Consider the following 14885-nt stretch of genomic DNA (forward strand, 5'->3'; position numbering starts at 1 on the left):
TTCGTTTCGCTCAGCTGTTTTTCTGCCAGTCCCAGGGCATCCCGCCGCGCACCCGGGCTTCGCATTCGGCGGCCAGGGCCTTGCGGTCGGGGAAATCACTGACCGCCAGCGGCGGGTGATAGATCACCTCGACCCCGCCCTGACGCCGGGCGCCAAAGACCTTCAGGAAATGGGCGCCAAACTCCATATCGCCCCACCACCCGTAAAAGCGCGGCTCGGCCCCCTCAGGCGCACGGTACAGCACGCTGACCGGCTGGATATGGGTCAGATCGCGCAGCTCTGGCGCGAAGAAGGCGGCAAAGAGCGTCGTCTTGAAGGGCAGTACCCGCTTGCCATCGGTCGAGGTGCCCTCGGGGAAGAACAGCAACCGCTGCCCGGCGCGCAGCCGTTCCAGGAACATCTCTTGCTGGGCCCGGGCCTCACCGCGCTTGCGGTTGATGAAAACGGTGCCGGTGGCGCGGGCCAGAGGGCCGATGCCGGGCCAGCTGCGCACCTCGGCCTTCGAGACGAAAAAGACCGGCGCCGCCGCCGACAGGCTGAAGATGTCGAGCCAGCTGGAATGGTTCGCCACCAGCGCCCCCGCGTGGCGCATGGGGGTGCCGGTGATCTTCAGCCCGATCCCCGACAGGCGGAAGAAGGCGCGGCAGACCAGACCCTGGAAGACCGGCGAGACCGGACGGCGGGCGCCGCAAAGGGGCGCCTCGATCAGCCGCACCAGCAGCAGCAAGACCAGGCAGAGGATCAGGAACAGTGCCAGCGGCAGGATGCGCCGCGCCGCGCGCAGCTTGGCGCGGGTGTCGAAGGGCGGCGGCGGCGCGGGCGGCTCGGTCGAGTCCCAGGTGGTGGTCATGCCTCAGCCCTCGCGCCGGAACAGGTGGCTTTGCTTTTCGTTCAGCAGGGCGGTGTCCAGCACCAGGCAGACGTCCACGGTATTGAAGGCGTGATCGACAAAGGCCCCCTCGCCCACGAAACCGCCCAGCTTCAGATAGCCCTTGATCAGCGCGGGCACGGCGCGCATGGCCGCGACGCGGTCCAGCGCGGCCTCGGGGATCAGGTCCATCCGCTGGAAGGCCTCGTCGCGGGCGCGCACGCGCAGCGCCTCGGGGGCCAGGTGGCGAGCGTGCAGCACCGACAGCGGCTCGGCCAGGGCGGCCACATCGGTGCCATGGAACGAGGCCACGCCGAACAGCACCTCGATCCCGCGCGCGGTGACGTAATCGGCCAGGGCAGCCCAAAGATGCATCATCCCCGCCCCGCCGCGATAGTCGGGATGCAGGCAGGACCGGCCCAGTTCCAGCAACTTGCGCCCCGAGCCGGTCAGCTTGGACAGGTCGTATTCATCGGCGGAATAGAACTGGCCGATCTCGGCGGCAGCAGCATCGGTCAGCAGGCGGTAGACCCCCACCACCTTGTCGCGCAGGTCGCCCGGGCGGGCGTGATCCAGCAGCAGCAGGTGATCGAAATGCGGATCGAAACGGTCCCGCTCCAGCTGGGCGTCATGATCGACCAGCGCGCCGCCCCCGCCCAGTTCGGCCACGAAGACCTGATAGCGCAGGTGCTGTGCGGCGCGCAGATCCTCTTCCGTCGCGGCCAGGCGGGTTTCGAACTGCGGGGCGGCGGTCTGCGTCATGGGCTGCGGTCTGGTCCTGCGGTCATTCGGCGGCCAGGAAGGCCCCCGACCTTGCGGCGTTGTAGGCAAGAGCCGGGCCACAGGCAAGCGCCGGGCACGTAGCGCTTTGGGCTTTCCGCGCGCAAAGGGGCCGCGTTAACCTTCCGTATACCATTCCACGGTTTCAGTGGTCGAAGACCGGAATCAAGTCGATTCTGGACCCGTCGATGACGATCTTGCCGGCCTCGGGGAAGTTCACCGTGATCCGGCCGGCGATGTTGGACTGGACCTGACCCGTGCCCCAGTCGGGGTGCATCGGGTGGCGCACGAACATGCCAGGTTCCAGCAGGGCGTTCAGATCGGACATGGCGGCGGGGCTTTCGACGTTCAGGGTAAGGGGTCATTCACCGTGCAATCTACGCATCTTCTCGCCTCGCTGATAGGGTCGCGTATCTGCCACGACCTGATTTCCCCGGTCGGCGCGATCCAGAACGGGCTGGAACTGCTGTCGCTGGAAGGCGCGGTGCAGGGCCCCGAGATGGGGCTGATTTCCGACTCGGTCTCGGCGGCCTCGGCCAAGATCCGCTTCATGCGCATCGCCTTTGGCCTGGCGGGCGAGGGTCAGCGCATTGGCCGCAAGGAGGTGGCAGCGATCCTGGATGACCTGAGCCAGGGGGGGCGGATCACCTATGACTGGACCCCCACGGGGGACTTCCGGCGCACCGCGATCCAGGAGGTCTTCCTGGCCCTGCTCTGTCTGGAAAGCGCCATGCCCCAGGGCGGCGTGATCTCTGTCACCCGGCCCGATGACGACCCTGGCGGCTGGGAGGTGTCGGGGCCCGGCACCAGCGCCCGACCCGACCCCGAGCTGTGGCAGATCCTGGCCCGTGGCGCGGGCACCGAGGCGGTGATGCCCGCCCATGTGCAGTTCGCCCTGCTGCCCGCCCTGGTGGCCGAACGTCACGGGCAGATCCAGGTGATCGGAAACGACGATAGCCTGACCCTGCGGTTCTGAGCCCCCCACGCAACAGGGCCCCGCCGTGGCGAGGCCCTTTCCGATGTCTCTTGCCTGCCGCGATCAGCCGCGCACGGTGCCGTTGCCGGTCACCAGGTATTTGAACGAGGTCAGCTGCTCGGCCCCCACGGGGCCACGCGCGTGCATCTTGCCGGTGGCGATGCCGATCTCGGCGCCCATGCCGAACTCGCCACCATCGGCGAACTGGGTCGAGGCGTTCCACATCAGGATGGCACTGTCGACCCGCTGGAAGAAGCGCTCGGCCACCTCCGCGTCCTCGGTGATCACCCCTTCGGTATGGCTGGAGGAATGGTCGCGGATATAGGCGATGGCCTCGTCCACATCGGCCACCACGCGGGCGGCGACGATGCTGTCGAGGTATTCGCGCCCCCAGTCGTCCTCGGCCGCCTGACCGATGCCGGGGATCTTCGACAGGGTCTCGTCGCCGCGCACCTCGACCCCCTTGTCGGCCAGCGCGCGCAGCACGCCCTGCCCGATGGTGTCGACCACGTCACGGTGGATCAGCAGGCATTCCACGGCGCCGCAGATGCCGGTGCGCCGGGTCTTGGCGTTCAGCACCACATCCAGCGCCTTTTGCGGATCGGCGGCCTTGTCGATGTAGATATGCACGATGCCTTCCAGGTGGGCAAAGACCGGCACCCGCGCCTCGCGCTGCACCAGGCCGACCAGACCCTTGCCGCCCCGGGGCACGATCACGTCAATATAATCGGTGGCGGTCAGCATCTGGGTCACCGCCGCGCGGTCGCGGGTCGGCACCAGCTGGATGGCGGCCTCGGGCAGACCGGCGGCGCGCAGCCCCTCCAGCAGGCAGGCATGGATGGCGCGCGAGCTGTGAAAGCTTTCCGAGCCGCCGCGCAGGATCACCGCATTGCCGGCCTTGAGGCAAAGCGCGCCCGCATCTGCCGTCACATTGGGGCGGCTTTCGTAGATCACGCCGATGACGCCGAGGGGCGTGCGCACCCGGCGGATCTTCAGCCCCGAGGGCTGTTCCCATTCGGCGATCACCTGGCCCACCGGATCGGTCTGGGCGGCAATGGCGCGCAGGCTGTCGACGATGCCCTTGATGCGGGCCTCGTCCAGGGTCAGCCGGTCCATCAGGGCGGGTGTCAGCCCCTTTTCGGTGCCGTATTTCAGGTCTTCGCCATTGGCGGCGATGATCTCGGCGCGGGCGGCCCAGACCGCGTCGGCGGCGGCCTCCAGCGCCTTGGCCTTGGCCTCGGCGGGGGCAAAGGCCAGCTCGGCGGCGGCGGCCTTGGCAGCGCGGCCGATGCCGGTCATCACTTCTTCGATCGTCAGGGTGTCGTTCATCCCATCCTCCTTGGGCGGCGGCGCGGCGCGCGCGTCTCAGCCTGCCCGTGCAAACAAGGTCATGTCGTCGCGATGGACCAGGGCGGCGCGGCCCGGATAGCCCAGGATCTCTTCGATCTCCTGGCTTTGGTGACCGGCCAGCGCGCGGGCCTCTGCCGCGGTATAGCGGGTCAGGCCCTGGCCCAGGAACACCCCGCCTGGGCCCAGGATTTCGACCGGTTCACCCCGGCCGAAACTGCCCTCCACGCCGGTGACACCCGCAGGCAGCAGGGACCGACCCTTTTCCAGGGCGCGCAACGCGCCCGCGTCCACCAGGATCCGCCCCTGGGGTTTCATCGACCCGATCCAGCCCTTGCGGGCATGGGCCGGGTCGCCCTCGGCGGTGAACCAGGTGGCGCTGGCGCCCTCGGCCAGCCGCGCCAGCGGGTTCATCCGCGAGCCCAGGGTGATGGCCATGGCACAGCCCGCGCCGGTGGCGGTCTTGGCCGCCATCAGCTTGGTCTTCATGCCGCCCTTCGACAGGCCCGATCCCGCATCCCCCGCCATCGCCTCAATCTCGGGCGTGATGCGCTCGACCACGTCGAAGCGGCGGGCGGTCTCATCCTCGTTGGGATTGGCGGTGTAAAGGCCATCCACATCCGACAGAAGCACCAGCCGGTCTGCGCCCACGGTGACGGCCACCTGGGCCGCCAGACGGTCGTTGTCGCCATAGCGGATCTCGTCGGTGGCCACCGTGTCGTTCTCGTTCACGATGGGCACGGCGCCGAATCCCAGCAGGGTTTCCAGCGTGTTGCGCGAGTTCAGGTAGCGGCGGCGGTTGGCGCTGTCTTCCAGGGTCACCAGAACCTGGGCCACGGTGATCCCGTGGGATTTCAGCCCGTGGTCATAGGCGGCGGCCAGGCCGATCTGGCCCACGGCGGCGGCGGCCTGGGCCTGTTCCAGCGCCAGCGCGCCCAGGCCCAGCCCCAGCACCCCGCGGCCAAGCGCGATAGAGCCGGACGAGACCAGCACCACTTCGGTGCCCCCCGCCTTCAGCGCTGCCACGTCATCGCAAAGCGATTGCAGCCAATGCGCCTTCAGCTCGCCGGTGACCGCATCGACCAGCAGGGCCGAGCCGATCTTCACCACCAGGCGCCGGGTGCCCGCCAGCGAGGCCGACAGGCCCGCGCCCGCCGCCACGCCAGCGTCGCTTTCGGTCAGGGATGCCACGCCGCATCCTCCTCATCTTCGCCGCCCTCGTCCTTCTTGCGGCGCAGGCGGTCTTCGTCGATCTGGGCGCGCAGGGCGCGCAGCACTTCGGTCACGCCCTCGCCGGTGGCGCCGGACATGAACATCACCGGCCCGCCGGTAACCTCGGCCAGGAATTCGCGCTGCATCTCGCGCAGCTCGTCATCCAGGGCATCGACCTTGTTCAGCACGGTAATCCGGGGCTTGTCGGCCAGGCCCTCGCCGTAGGCCTCGATCTCGGTGACGATGGTCTGGTAATCCTCGGCCACCTCATTGGCGGTGGCGTCGATCAGATGCAGCAGCACGGCACAGCGTTCCACATGGCCCAGGAACAGATCGCCCAGGCCGCGGCCCTCGCTGGCGCCCTCGATCAGGCCGGGGATGTCGGCCACCACGAATTCCACCCCGTCCACGCCCACGACGCCCAGGTTGGGGTGCAGCGTGGTGAAGGGGTAATCGGCCACCTTGGGCCGGGCGTTCGAGGTGGCGGCCAGGAAGGTGGACTTGCCCGCATTGGGCAAACCCAGCAGACCCACGTCGGCGATCAGCTTCAGCCGCAGCCAGATGGTGCGCTCGACCGCGTCCTGGCCGGGGTTGGCGCGGCGCGGCGCCTGGTTGGTCGAGGTCTTGAAATGCGCGTTGCCAAAGCCGCCGTTGCCGCCCTTGGCCAGCACCACGCGCTGGCCGACCTCGGTCAGGTCGGCGATCACCGTCTCTTCGTCGTCTTCCAGGATCTCGGTGCCCACGGGCACCCGCAGGATGATGTCATTGCCATCACGCCCGGTCGACAGACGACCCATGCCGCCCTGCCCGTTCTGCGCGAAGAAATGCTGCTGATAGCGGAAGTCGATCAGGGTATTCAGCCCCTCGACCGCCTCGGCAATGACCGAGCCGCCCCGGCCGCCGTTGCCTCCATCGGGGCCGCCGTATTCGATGAACTTCTCGCGCCGGAACGAGACGCACCCGTTCCCGCCTGCGCCCGAGCGAATGTAGACCTTTGCGAGATCGAGGAATTTCATGTTTCTTTCCCTGCCGCAAAGGTCGCTCTATCTCAGAGGCGACGGCGGCTCAATCGAGTTTTCTGATATAGGTCCAGGTCGCAACCTTGGCCCCGCGCGCCACCGAGAAGGCCTCGGCGTCGCCTACATATTCGAACCCGGTCTTGGTCAGCACGCGGGCCGCACCGGGATTGTCCTGAAAGACCGTGGCGAAATAGGTCCGGTCGTTCAAGGGGTTGGCCTCGACCAGGGCCTCGACCGCGGCCGAGGCGGCATTGCCGTTCCACCAGCTGGGCGCCACCCAATAGCCGATTTCGCTTTGCCCGCCATCCATCCGCTTCAGGCTGATCACGCCCTTGAACTCGGCCCCGCCCTCGGCGGAGGCATCCATGGCCCAGATCACCTCACGCGGGCTGGGTTTCAAGGCCCGGGCGACGAAACTGTCGGTGGTGCCCGGCGGCAGCGGATGCGGGATCGAGGTGGTCATCTGTGCCACCCGCGCATCGCTGGCGTAAAACTCGATCATCCCCGCATCGGCATAGCTGAGCGGACGCAGGACCATGCCCCGCGCGGGGATCACCGGCAGGTCGAAACCGGGCGCCTCGCCGGTGGCCTTGCGGGCCGCCTCGGCGATCATCGCGCCGCTGCGCGATTTCAACGGATCCTTGATGTCTGCGTCGTCCATGGGGGTGCTCCTCTCGGGGTCTGGCCCCTTCACCACCGAAACGGCAAAGGGGACCGGCTGTCTGCCGATCCCCTTTTTGTCTGTCGCGAGGGCAGTCGGCTTACTCGGCGGCCTCGGCCACTGGCATAACCGAAATGAAGGTCCGGCCCTTCAGGCCCTTGTGGAACTTCACGGCGCCTTCGACGGTGGCGAAGATCGTGTGATCCTTGCCCATGCCGACGCCTTCACCGGGGTACCATTTGGTGCCGCGCTGACGTGCGATGATGTTACCGGCCAGAACGGCTTCGCCGCCGAATTTCTTGATCCCGAGGCGGCGGCCTGCGGAATCGCGACCGTTGCGGGAAGAGCCGCCAGCTTTCTTGTGTGCCATCTTGCGTGTCTCCTGTTAACGGGGCCCTTACTGGGCCAGTTCCTTGGCTTGATCGACCCAGCCTTCACGCTGGATGCGGCCCTTGAAGGACAGCTCTTCGTCGAACTTCTCGATGTCGGCTTCGGTCCAGGCAGCGATCTGGGCGAAGGAGGTGATGCCTGCGGCCAGCAGTTTCTTCTCCAGCGCCGGGCCAACGCCGGACAGCTTTTTCAGGTCGTCGGCACCTTCAGCGGCAGCGGCCTTGGGCGCGGCGGCTTTCTTCTCGGCCTTGGCGGCCGGAGCGGCAGCAGCGGCGACACCGGCGATCGAGCCCGCGCCAACGGCAGCCTTGACACCGGACTTGTCTGCGCCTTCGGCCAGGATCTCGGTGATCTTCAGCAGGGTCAGTTGCTGACGGTGACCCTTGGTGCGCTTGGAAGAGTGCTTCCGGCGGCGCTTGACGAAGTTGATGACCTTGTCGCCCTTGACCTGGTCGATGACCTCGGCCTGGACGGCGGCGCCAGCCACGAAGGGCGCGCCAACGGTGACGGTTTCGCCACCCAGCATCAGAACGTCGTTGAATTGGATTTTCTCGCCGGCATCAGCCGCCAGCTTTTCGACGCGCAGCAGGTCGCCGGACTGGACCTTGTATTGCTTGCCGCCGGTTTTCAGAACCGCAAACATATGCTCTTCCTTCTTTCTGACGCGTCCTGCGGCCCCCTGCGATCCCGGCCTTGCGGCGGCATCCTGTCGGGTGTTGTGACCAGGCCCCTGCCCGCTCGCCTTCGAACTGCGCGCCCTCTCTTGGGCGAAATTGAAACGCCCGGCGAAGCACGCAGGCCCGCCGGGATGGGCGCTATATCGAGGCAAGCGATCGCCTTGTCAAGCCCGCAGGCGTGGCGAGGCAAGGAAATCAGGGCTTTTGACCGGCCCGACCGCCTCCGCCCCGAGGGCGGTTACAGGTCCTCGCCGCTGAGCAGGGTCGAGACGCCCCGCCCGAGCGCATGGTAGAGGTCGTTATAGAGCACCCCGTAGGCCTCGAACAGGGCCGCGTTCAGGCGCTGGCCCTCGGCGCTCTGGATCAGGGTCAGGTAGTCGGCCAGTTCGGCCTCGGGCAGATCGCGATAGGCCCGGGTCAGGAAGGCACGCAGCCACAACTCGATCTCCAGCCGGGCGCTGTCTTCCTGCTGCCAGACATCGGCCAGCATCTCGTCCTCGCTCAGCACGAAGGCGCCGCCGTCGACCAGGCCCAGGTAAAAGTGGTAATTCGCCGTCAGCATCCCGCCCAGGTTCATCTCGACCAGGTCGGCGGCCGCGACATAGCGGTCGACCGCCTCCGACAGGGTCGGGTTCTGCACCCGGGCGATCTCGGCGGCGCGGGCGGCGGCCTCTTCCACCTCGGCATCCAGGAAGGCGCGGCGGGCGGCCAGTTCGGCGGTGACGATGCGCTGCGCGGCCGGGCTGTCGTAGAAGGCCAGCAGATGTTCCAGCTGCCAGGGCGCGGCCTGGCACAGGTGCCGGGCGAAGGCGCGGCGCATCACCCGCTCCATCCGGGGGGTGTCGTAGATCCGGGCGGCCATGTCGTGAAAGGCGGGGGCGGCGGCGGGGGCCAGGTAGTCCTCGGCCAGCTGCGCGCTCATCGCCAGGCCCTCGATGCGCATCGTCTGGACCAGGCGCGGCAGGCCCATCAGGTCAAAGATGCGGTCGGCCTCGGCCCAGCCGGGCTGGGCGATCTCCTCTGACGCCAGCGGCGCGACAGGGCCCGGGGGCAACGCGGGCGGCAGCCCCGGCCCGGCCGCCGCCGCCACCGGCCACAGCGCGAGGGCCACCGGGGCCAGCAGCAGCGGGGCCGACAGCAGCGGGACCAGGGGGGCGCCCGCCCGCATCGCTCAAAGCTCCTGGCTGGGCTGCGCCCCGACCAGCAGGCTGGCGGCGGTCTCGAACCGGTCCGCCATCACCTCGTATTGCACCGCATTCATCAGTTCGTAGACCCGCTGCATCCCCGGATCCTCCAGCGCCTCGGCGTAGCGGTCGATCTCTTCGGTGGTGAAGTCGCGGTAGGTCCAGGCGGCATTGGCCACCCCGTCCTGGCTGCCGCTGTCGGCCTGCATCTGGCGGAACTGTTCGGCGATCAGGTCGCGCAGGGCGTCATCGCCGACGCGCAGCTCGATCACCCCGGCATTGCGGGCGGCGATCATGAAGCGGCTTTGCACCTCGGCCATGGCCATCACCCCGTCAGAGGTATCATCCAGCGCCGACACCAGCCGGTCCAGTGCCGACAGCCGCGCCACGTCGCGTTCCTCGATCAGATGGGCCAGCAGGGCCGAGGCCAGATCGGCGCGCCCCTCGTCCTCATCCAGATGCGAGGCGTTTTCCACCTCGACCAGGCGCTGCCCCAGATCGGAACCGTAAAAGTCGTGGGCCGAGCGGATCGCCGCCTCGTCCAGGGTTTCCTCCAGCATGGCGGCGGCCATGTCCTGCATCGTGGCCCGGTCGAAGACCCGCTTGGCCATGACGTTCCACACGGTGACAAAACCCGGGTCGTCGAGGCCCAGCATCGCCGGGCCGCGATCGGCCGACAGCGAGATCGAATCGATGGCCGCGTCGAATCCCGTCACCTTGAGGAAATCGCGCACTTCCTCGCGGCTGGCCGCCCGACCGGGCAGCGCCAGGCTCGCCACCAGGGCCAGCGCCAGCAGGGCGCTCAGCAGCAGCGGACGCGGATCCGGCAGGGCCAGCGCCCGGCGCCGGGCGCGCGGGGCGGCAGTGGCGGGATCGGGGTGGGGATAGGTCATCCGGTTACTCCTCATGTCTCTGCTTCCAGAATGGCGCCCTGCCCGCGCAGATTTCAAGGGCCATGGCGGTCACGTCCGCGCGCGCGGCTTGTCAGGCGAAGCTTTGCCCAAAGGCCCGGGTGAGTGCCCCGGGGGCCGCCCCTATTGGAACGCCCCCGCGCCCCGATGAGACAGCGCGCGCCCGGCGCCCGCGTCTCGCGGCGGCGGTGGCGGCCCCCTCGGGCGGGGTCAGATGACATTTCTGTCGCAGAGAGGTGAAACCCCTCTTGAACCCTCCGCCATTTCTCTTTAGACGGCCCTCCACGACCCCCGCGGAGAGGTGCCGGAGTGGTCGAACGGGGCGGTCTCGAAAACCGTTGTGGGTGCAAGCCCACCCAGGGTTCGAATCCCTGTCTCTCCGCCACTATCCTTCTAGGATAGCGCGCAAATAACGCCCCGGTGGCTCTGATGGGCCCGGGGCGTTTTTCGTTCTGATCGCTTTTGATGTGCCCCTTTCGGGCTGGCCTCTTTCGATCTGGCGCCTTTGGGTCTGCCCCCTTCCGGCCTGACCGTCGCCTGGCGGCGCCTTTGGCCGAGGGCGCGGCCCTCGCCGCCGCCCACAAAGCCCCGCGCCCTGCCCTGGCCTAGCCCGGGCCGTCCAGCATCCATTCATGCGGCCCGCCGCGCAGGGCGCGCGCCACCACGTCGAAATTGCCGATCAGCGCCGACAGGGGCTCTGGGTTCATCTTCAGATTGCCCGGGCGCGGATCCACCGGCGCAGGCGCCATGATGCGCTGGCCCAGTTCGGCCACCGGGGCGGCGAACATCCCCTCGGGGGTGAACATCTCTTCATAGGTCAACGGCACGGCCCCCGGCCCCGCCGCCAGCATCTGCGCCACGCGGCGGTCCTGACGCTCTAGCCGTTCGATCACCGCCAGCACCTCGTCGGGGTCCAGGTCCAGCCGGGGTTTCTCGGCCACAAGCTGATGATCCTTCTCGGCCGACCAGCGCCCGGTGGCGATGGAGATCTGCTCCGACACATGCACCCGCAGCTTGTTGCGCCGTATGATATGTACCACATGCGCCCCCTCCTCGCGCATGAAGCGCATCAGGAAGGGGGCGCGGGCATCCACATCCTCGCGCGCGGGGATCAGGTTCAGGCCGAAGTATTTCACATCCAGCGCGATCACCCGCCCCGCCGCCTCGGCGCGCAGCGCGGCGATGAACTGGCGAAAGACGGTCGGGTGGGTCTGCGGATGCACGAACCGGGGATCCTCGGCGATGCGGTCGCGCAGGAAGGCGTAGAAGCGGTGGCGCGGGGCCAGGTCGCCGTGAAAGATCTCATCGGCATTCATGGCGCCGGCCCGCACCAGCAGGTTGCGGAAAACGGTGGTGCCGCTGCGCTGGCGCCCGACGATGAAGACCAGATCCGAGCCAGCCGCGCGCGGACCTGCCTGCCCCTCGGCCTCGGGCCCGGGCTGCGGCTTGGGGGCGGCGGGCCGGGTCGCGGCGGCCACTCCTGCCACGCCGCCGCCACCGGCCACCGGGCGCCGCCCCTGACCAGGACCAGGCGGAGGCGCGAAGGCCACCGGATCGGCGCGCCTTTCGGCGCAAGGGCTCACCTGCCTGGGCGCGCACTTCGGGGCCGCCCGTCTCTCTCCTCCAGTCATCCTGTCGTCCCTCCGCATGTCATCCGGGCCACCTGTCATCCGGGCCCCGCTGTGAACACCCGCCCCTCATGGCCGCACCCCGGCCGCGTAGAGCGCCCGCGCCAGGGTTACCGCCTGACGCGGATCCTGGCGGCACATCTCGATCGCCGCGTCGCGCACCATGCGGCGGCTGCCTGCGTTCTGCCCCTTCGACCAGGGCCAGGACATCGAGCCCTTGCGGAAGCGGTAGAAGAACCCCTGTTCGGGCAGCAGCGCGCCACGCAATCCCCGCGCGGTGAACTCCAGCCAGAAGGCCCAGTCGTCGCCCTCGCCATTGCGCCGGGTGGCGTCGAACCCGATGTCGCGCAGCACCTGCACAGGCAGAAGCGCGGTCATCCGATAGTCGTTTTCCAGCAGATGCAGGTGATCGCCCAAGAGATGCGCCAGCACCAGTTCCGCGCTTTCGCCGAAGTTGCGCCGCTGCGGAATCACCGCATCGGGGCGCGCGGGATGTTCGTTCCAGGCCTGAAGCAGATGATCCAGCAGGTCGGGGGCCAGCAGGTCGTCGGTGTCGAGGAAAAGCGCCAACTCGGTCTCGCAGGCCTCGATCAGCGTATTGCGCGCCGCCAGCAGCCCGCCATTGGGCTGGCGCAGGACGCGCGCCTCGGGCAGCAGGGCGCGGGCATAGTCGAACCAGGGGCGCGCGGCCTCGGGACTGCCGTCGTCGCAGATCAGCACCCGGGGCGGGCCGCCCTGTTGCCAGGCCAGGCTGTCGACGGTCTCGAAAAACTCGGCATCCGGGTTGTAGGCGGGGATCAGCACCGTCAGATCGCCGCGCGTCGCCCGGCGGCGCGGCGCGGCATAAAGGGTGCGCCCGCGCTTGGCCTGCAAGGCGCGGTCATAGCTGCGGCCCATCTGCTCGGCCACCTTGTCGGGCGCCAGGGTCTCGGCCCCATGGGCGCGCAGCCGGGCCGAGATCTCGCCCGCCTCGGCCAGCATCCGCTCCATCTGTCGTTGCAGGCCCCGAACCGAGCGCATCCGCGGGTCCAGCACATGGTGCAACAGATCTTCGGGGAAGAATTCCGCCATGGGCGTGCCGTCGCGCACCACCGGCAAAAGCCCGGCGTCGATGCTCTCGATACAGGCGTAGGAAAAGGTTTCGGCCGAGCCCAGCTGCGGGCAGATCGCCCCCGGTTCCAGCAGGTCGAGGGCTCGGGCGCGCGGCAGGTAGTCGCTGAAGAAGACCGCATCGCGCAGCTCGGGGCGCAGACGGGCGCGGATATAGCTGCGCATGTCGCTTTGGCGGAAGGGGGTGTCGACCACCCGGCCCACCAGGCGGATCTGGCGCAGGGGATGGACGTCATGCAGCAGGTTGGCCAGGTAGATCAGCTTGTCGATCCCCTTCGAGATCGCCAGGCGGCCCATATACTGGATCTCGTCGCGCAGCCCCGGCCAGGGGTCGGTCTGCTGACGGAAGATATAGGGTTCGCGCACCACCTCGACCCGGTCGGAAATGCCATAGCTTTGCAACCGCGCCGCTGCGGCCAGCGAGGGGGCAATCACCAGGTCAGAGCCGCGCGCCTGCTGGCGTTCGCACAGGTTGTTCAGCCGCGCCGCATCGGGCAGCGGCAGTTGGTCGGCCTCGAAGAAATCCTCGATGAATCCGTGGTTATAGGTGACGAAAAGACGGTCGCTGGCGCCCTGCCGCGCCTGCAACGCCTGATAGGCGGTCAGACAGGGGGCCAGGAAATCGGTCGCCTCGACAACGTCGATCTGCCAGTCGCGCACCTTTTCGGCGATGCGGTCCGACATCCAGGAAGCGACAAAAAGGTTGTGGGCGGGCACCGGACAGATACGCCACAGCTCGCGCGGGTCGATCGCCTCGATATGCACCCGGTCGGCGCGAAAGGGCGCGTGGCGCAGGGGACGCGCAGGCGTCTCGGCCTCGGTCCAGGAGAAGAGGAAGACCTCATGGCCCGCCGCCTCCATCGCGGGGACCATATACTCCAGATAGGTGGCGATCCCGCCCGCCGGCGCCAGGGGCGTTTCGCGCGAGACATAGAGGATCCGCATCTCAGCCCTCACCCGCGCCGTTCAGCGCCACAACGGCGAAATGATCCAGATGCAGCGTGTAGGTGCCCGCCAGGGGCAGCTCCAGGATCACCGTGGCCTCGGTGACATCGCTCAGCTCGATCTCGGCCAGGGTGGCGGCCGAGACGCGGGCGGCATGATCAAAGGGCATGGTCGAAACCGGCAGGCGCAGGTTCAGGTGGTCGCTGGTCTTGCCGCCCGGCCGGTGCAGGCGCAGGTTCAGGGTTACACTGCGGGGGAACTCGGCCGAATTGCCCGGGCCGATCTGGAAAAAGGCGATGCATTCGATGCGCAGGGCCTGGGCGGTTTTCAGCGCCGCGACCGAAATATCGGTCTCCAGCGTGACCCAGCGCGGTTTGCGCGCCAGGGGAAAGACCGGGTTCACGCTGAGCCGGGCGACGCCCCGGGCCTCGCCACCGGGGGTGGGACGGCGCTGCGCCTTCAGCGCCACGGTGGCGCCGGTATCGCCGGTTTCCTGGTCGAGGCCGATCCAGACGCCCGGGGCGAAATGGGTGTAGGGATCAGCGGCCTGGGGGCTGTGCGGCGCAGCCTCGCGGAAGAGACTGGCCAGCCCATTGGGCACCTCTGTCTCCTGGTCCAGGGCGGCCGGGTCGAAGCCCCCGATCTGGCTTTCGATCTCGGCGCGCAGGATCCGGGTCATTCGTTCCATCCCGCTCAACTGGGTGCGGATGCGCCCCAGGCTCGTCTCTATGTTCATCCCGTCCTCCACCGGATCTGCGTCCCCGCCCGGGGGACGACCAACTTGCGCCCGGATGGCCCAAGCCGTGCCTGCGGTCATCTCGGCACAGGAGGGTTAAGGCGCAGTTAAGTGAGATCGGCCCTCAGCAAGGCAATGCAGCGCAGAGGCTGCGACAAAGCGCCCTGAGACCTGAGACCTGAGACCTGAGACCTGAGACCTGAGACCTGAGACCTGAGACCTGAGACCTGAGACCTGAGACCTGAGAAGGGATCGCGGGAATCCGGTGTTCTGAAATATGCAAATACGGAATTTGCAAACCAACGTTGCAAATGGCGTTCTGCAAAATCCCTTCTGCATATTTCAGGTTCAACTTTGCAAAACAGGCGTCGATAGTTCGATCACCGACGGCCTTGTCGAGTACCGACGCCCACAGTCCAAGCGTAGTGGCATAGACGCGCG

General features: G+C 68.1%; 15 protein-coding genes and 1 tRNA gene. 2 read left to right on the plus strand and 14 right to left on the minus strand.

The window, feature by feature from the left end:
• Positions 1 to 10 precede the first annotated feature (10 nt).
• From olsA to ACRARE_RS09260, 3 genes are all read right to left on the minus strand, one after another.
• Positions 11 to 850, minus strand: a complete 840-nt coding sequence (olsA, locus tag ACRARE_RS09250) for a lyso-ornithine lipid O-acyltransferase (protein WP_432656142.1) — start codon at positions 848 to 850, stop codon at positions 11 to 13.
• Positions 851 to 853: 3 nt separating this feature from the next.
• Positions 854 to 1630 (minus strand): L-ornithine N(alpha)-acyltransferase, encoded by a 777-nt coding sequence (olsB, locus tag ACRARE_RS09255; RefSeq protein WP_432656143.1) that lies wholly within the window; start codon positions 1628 to 1630, stop codon positions 854 to 856.
• A gap of 163 nt (positions 1631 to 1793) precedes the next feature.
• On the minus strand, positions 1794 to 1976 hold the full coding sequence (locus ACRARE_RS09260) for a DUF3553 domain-containing protein (protein WP_432656144.1): 183 nt from the start codon (positions 1974 to 1976) through the stop codon (positions 1794 to 1796).
• 42 nt (positions 1977 to 2018) lie between these two features.
• Here ACRARE_RS09260 and ACRARE_RS09265 point away from each other — a divergent pair, with 42 nt between their 5' ends.
• Entirely contained in the window at positions 2019 to 2624 is a 606-nt protein-coding gene (locus ACRARE_RS09265) for a histidine phosphotransferase family protein (protein WP_432656145.1), read from the plus strand.
• Positions 2625 to 2687: 63 nt separating this feature from the next.
• Here ACRARE_RS09265 and ACRARE_RS09270 read toward each other — a convergent pair whose 3' ends face one another.
• The 8 genes from ACRARE_RS09270 to ACRARE_RS09305 form a co-directional block, all read right to left on the minus strand.
• The gene (locus ACRARE_RS09270) at positions 2688 to 3953 is read right to left on the minus strand and encodes a glutamate-5-semialdehyde dehydrogenase (protein ID WP_432656146.1); all 1266 of its coding nucleotides are present in this window, start codon (positions 3951 to 3953) and stop codon (positions 2688 to 2690) included.
• A 36-nt stretch (positions 3954 to 3989) separates the two neighbouring features.
• Positions 3990 to 5114, minus strand: a complete 1125-nt coding sequence (gene proB / locus ACRARE_RS09275) for a glutamate 5-kinase (RefSeq protein WP_432656249.1) — start codon at positions 5112 to 5114, stop codon at positions 3990 to 3992.
• Between the two features lie 35 nt (positions 5115 to 5149).
• The gene (obgE, locus tag ACRARE_RS09280; RefSeq protein WP_432656147.1) at positions 5150 to 6199 is read right to left on the minus strand and encodes a GTPase ObgE; all 1050 of its coding nucleotides are present in this window, start codon (positions 6197 to 6199) and stop codon (positions 5150 to 5152) included.
• Positions 6200 to 6248: 49 nt separating this feature from the next.
• Complete coding sequence (locus tag ACRARE_RS09285) at positions 6249 to 6863, minus strand: GNAT family N-acetyltransferase (RefSeq protein WP_432656148.1); 615 nt, start codon at positions 6861 to 6863, stop codon at positions 6249 to 6251.
• A 100-nt stretch (positions 6864 to 6963) separates the two neighbouring features.
• Positions 6964 to 7233: a 50S ribosomal protein L27 gene (rpmA, locus tag ACRARE_RS09290; protein WP_085889971.1), complete on the minus strand. Its 270-nt coding sequence runs from the start codon at positions 7231 to 7233 to the stop codon at positions 6964 to 6966.
• A gap of 27 nt (positions 7234 to 7260) precedes the next feature.
• Positions 7261 to 7896 (minus strand): 50S ribosomal protein L21, encoded by a 636-nt coding sequence (locus tag ACRARE_RS09295; RefSeq protein WP_432656149.1) that lies wholly within the window; start codon positions 7894 to 7896, stop codon positions 7261 to 7263.
• 272 nt (positions 7897 to 8168) lie between these two features.
• Complete coding sequence (locus ACRARE_RS09300) at positions 8169 to 9098, minus strand: DUF2059 domain-containing protein (RefSeq protein ID WP_432656150.1); 930 nt, start codon at positions 9096 to 9098, stop codon at positions 8169 to 8171.
• 3 nt (positions 9099 to 9101) lie between these two features.
• On the minus strand, positions 9102 to 10007 hold the full coding sequence (locus tag ACRARE_RS09305) for a DUF2059 domain-containing protein (RefSeq protein WP_432656151.1): 906 nt from the start codon (positions 10005 to 10007) through the stop codon (positions 9102 to 9104).
• A 313-nt stretch (positions 10008 to 10320) separates the two neighbouring features.
• Between ACRARE_RS09305 and ACRARE_RS09310 the strand changes: the two genes are divergently transcribed.
• A tRNA-Ser gene (locus ACRARE_RS09310) sits at positions 10321 to 10410 on the plus strand.
• Between the two features lie 220 nt (positions 10411 to 10630).
• Here ACRARE_RS09310 and ACRARE_RS09315 read toward each other — a convergent pair.
• From ACRARE_RS09315 to ACRARE_RS09325, 3 genes are all read right to left on the minus strand, one after another.
• Positions 10631 to 11512, minus strand: a complete 882-nt coding sequence (locus ACRARE_RS09315) for a hypothetical protein (RefSeq protein WP_432656152.1) — start codon at positions 11510 to 11512, stop codon at positions 10631 to 10633.
• 210 nt (positions 11513 to 11722) lie between these two features.
• Positions 11723 to 13708 (minus strand): glycosyltransferase, encoded by a 1986-nt coding sequence (locus ACRARE_RS09320; RefSeq protein WP_432656153.1) that lies wholly within the window; start codon positions 13706 to 13708, stop codon positions 11723 to 11725.
• 1 nt (position 13709) lies between these two features.
• Positions 13710 to 14444, minus strand: a complete 735-nt coding sequence (locus tag ACRARE_RS09325) for a hypothetical protein (RefSeq protein ID WP_432656154.1) — start codon at positions 14442 to 14444, stop codon at positions 13710 to 13712.
• Positions 14445 to 14885 lie beyond the last annotated feature (441 nt).

The sequence above is a fragment of the Pseudooceanicola aquaeponti genome (assembly GCF_050897975.1).
In the GTDB taxonomy this organism is placed as follows: Bacteria; Pseudomonadota; Alphaproteobacteria; order Rhodobacterales; family Rhodobacteraceae; genus Pseudooceanicola.

Coding starts and splice junctions, on each gene's coding strand:
- olsA (WP_432656142.1), bottom strand. CDS start 850: ATGACCACCACCTGGGACTCGACCGAGCCGCCCGCGCCGCCGCCGCCC.
- olsB (WP_432656143.1), bottom strand. CDS start 1,630: ATGACGCAGACCGCCGCCCCGCAGTTCGAAACCCGCCTGGCCGCGACG.
- ACRARE_RS09260 (WP_432656144.1), bottom strand. CDS start 1,976: ATGTCCGATCTGAACGCCCTGCTGGAACCTGGCATGTTCGTGCGCCAC.
- ACRARE_RS09270 (WP_432656146.1), bottom strand. CDS start 3,953: ATGAACGACACCCTGACGATCGAAGAAGTGATGACCGGCATCGGCCGC.
- obgE (WP_432656147.1), bottom strand. CDS start 6,199: ATGAAATTCCTCGATCTCGCAAAGGTCTACATTCGCTCGGGCGCAGGC.
- ACRARE_RS09285 (WP_432656148.1), bottom strand. CDS start 6,863: ATGGACGACGCAGACATCAAGGATCCGTTGAAATCGCGCAGCGGCGCG.
- rpmA (WP_085889971.1), bottom strand. CDS start 7,233: ATGGCACACAAGAAAGCTGGCGGCTCTTCCCGCAACGGTCGCGATTCC.
- ACRARE_RS09295 (WP_432656149.1), bottom strand. CDS start 7,896: ATGTTTGCGGTTCTGAAAACCGGCGGCAAGCAATACAAGGTCCAGTCC.
- ACRARE_RS09300 (WP_432656150.1), bottom strand. CDS start 9,098: ATGCGGGCGGGCGCCCCCCTGGTCCCGCTGCTGTCGGCCCCGCTGCTG.
- ACRARE_RS09305 (WP_432656151.1), bottom strand. CDS start 10,007: ATGACCTATCCCCACCCCGATCCCGCCACTGCCGCCCCGCGCGCCCGG.
- ACRARE_RS09320 (WP_432656153.1), bottom strand. CDS start 13,708: ATGCGGATCCTCTATGTCTCGCGCGAAACGCCCCTGGCGCCGGCGGGC.
- ACRARE_RS09325 (WP_432656154.1), bottom strand. CDS start 14,444: ATGAACATAGAGACGAGCCTGGGGCGCATCCGCACCCAGTTGAGCGGG.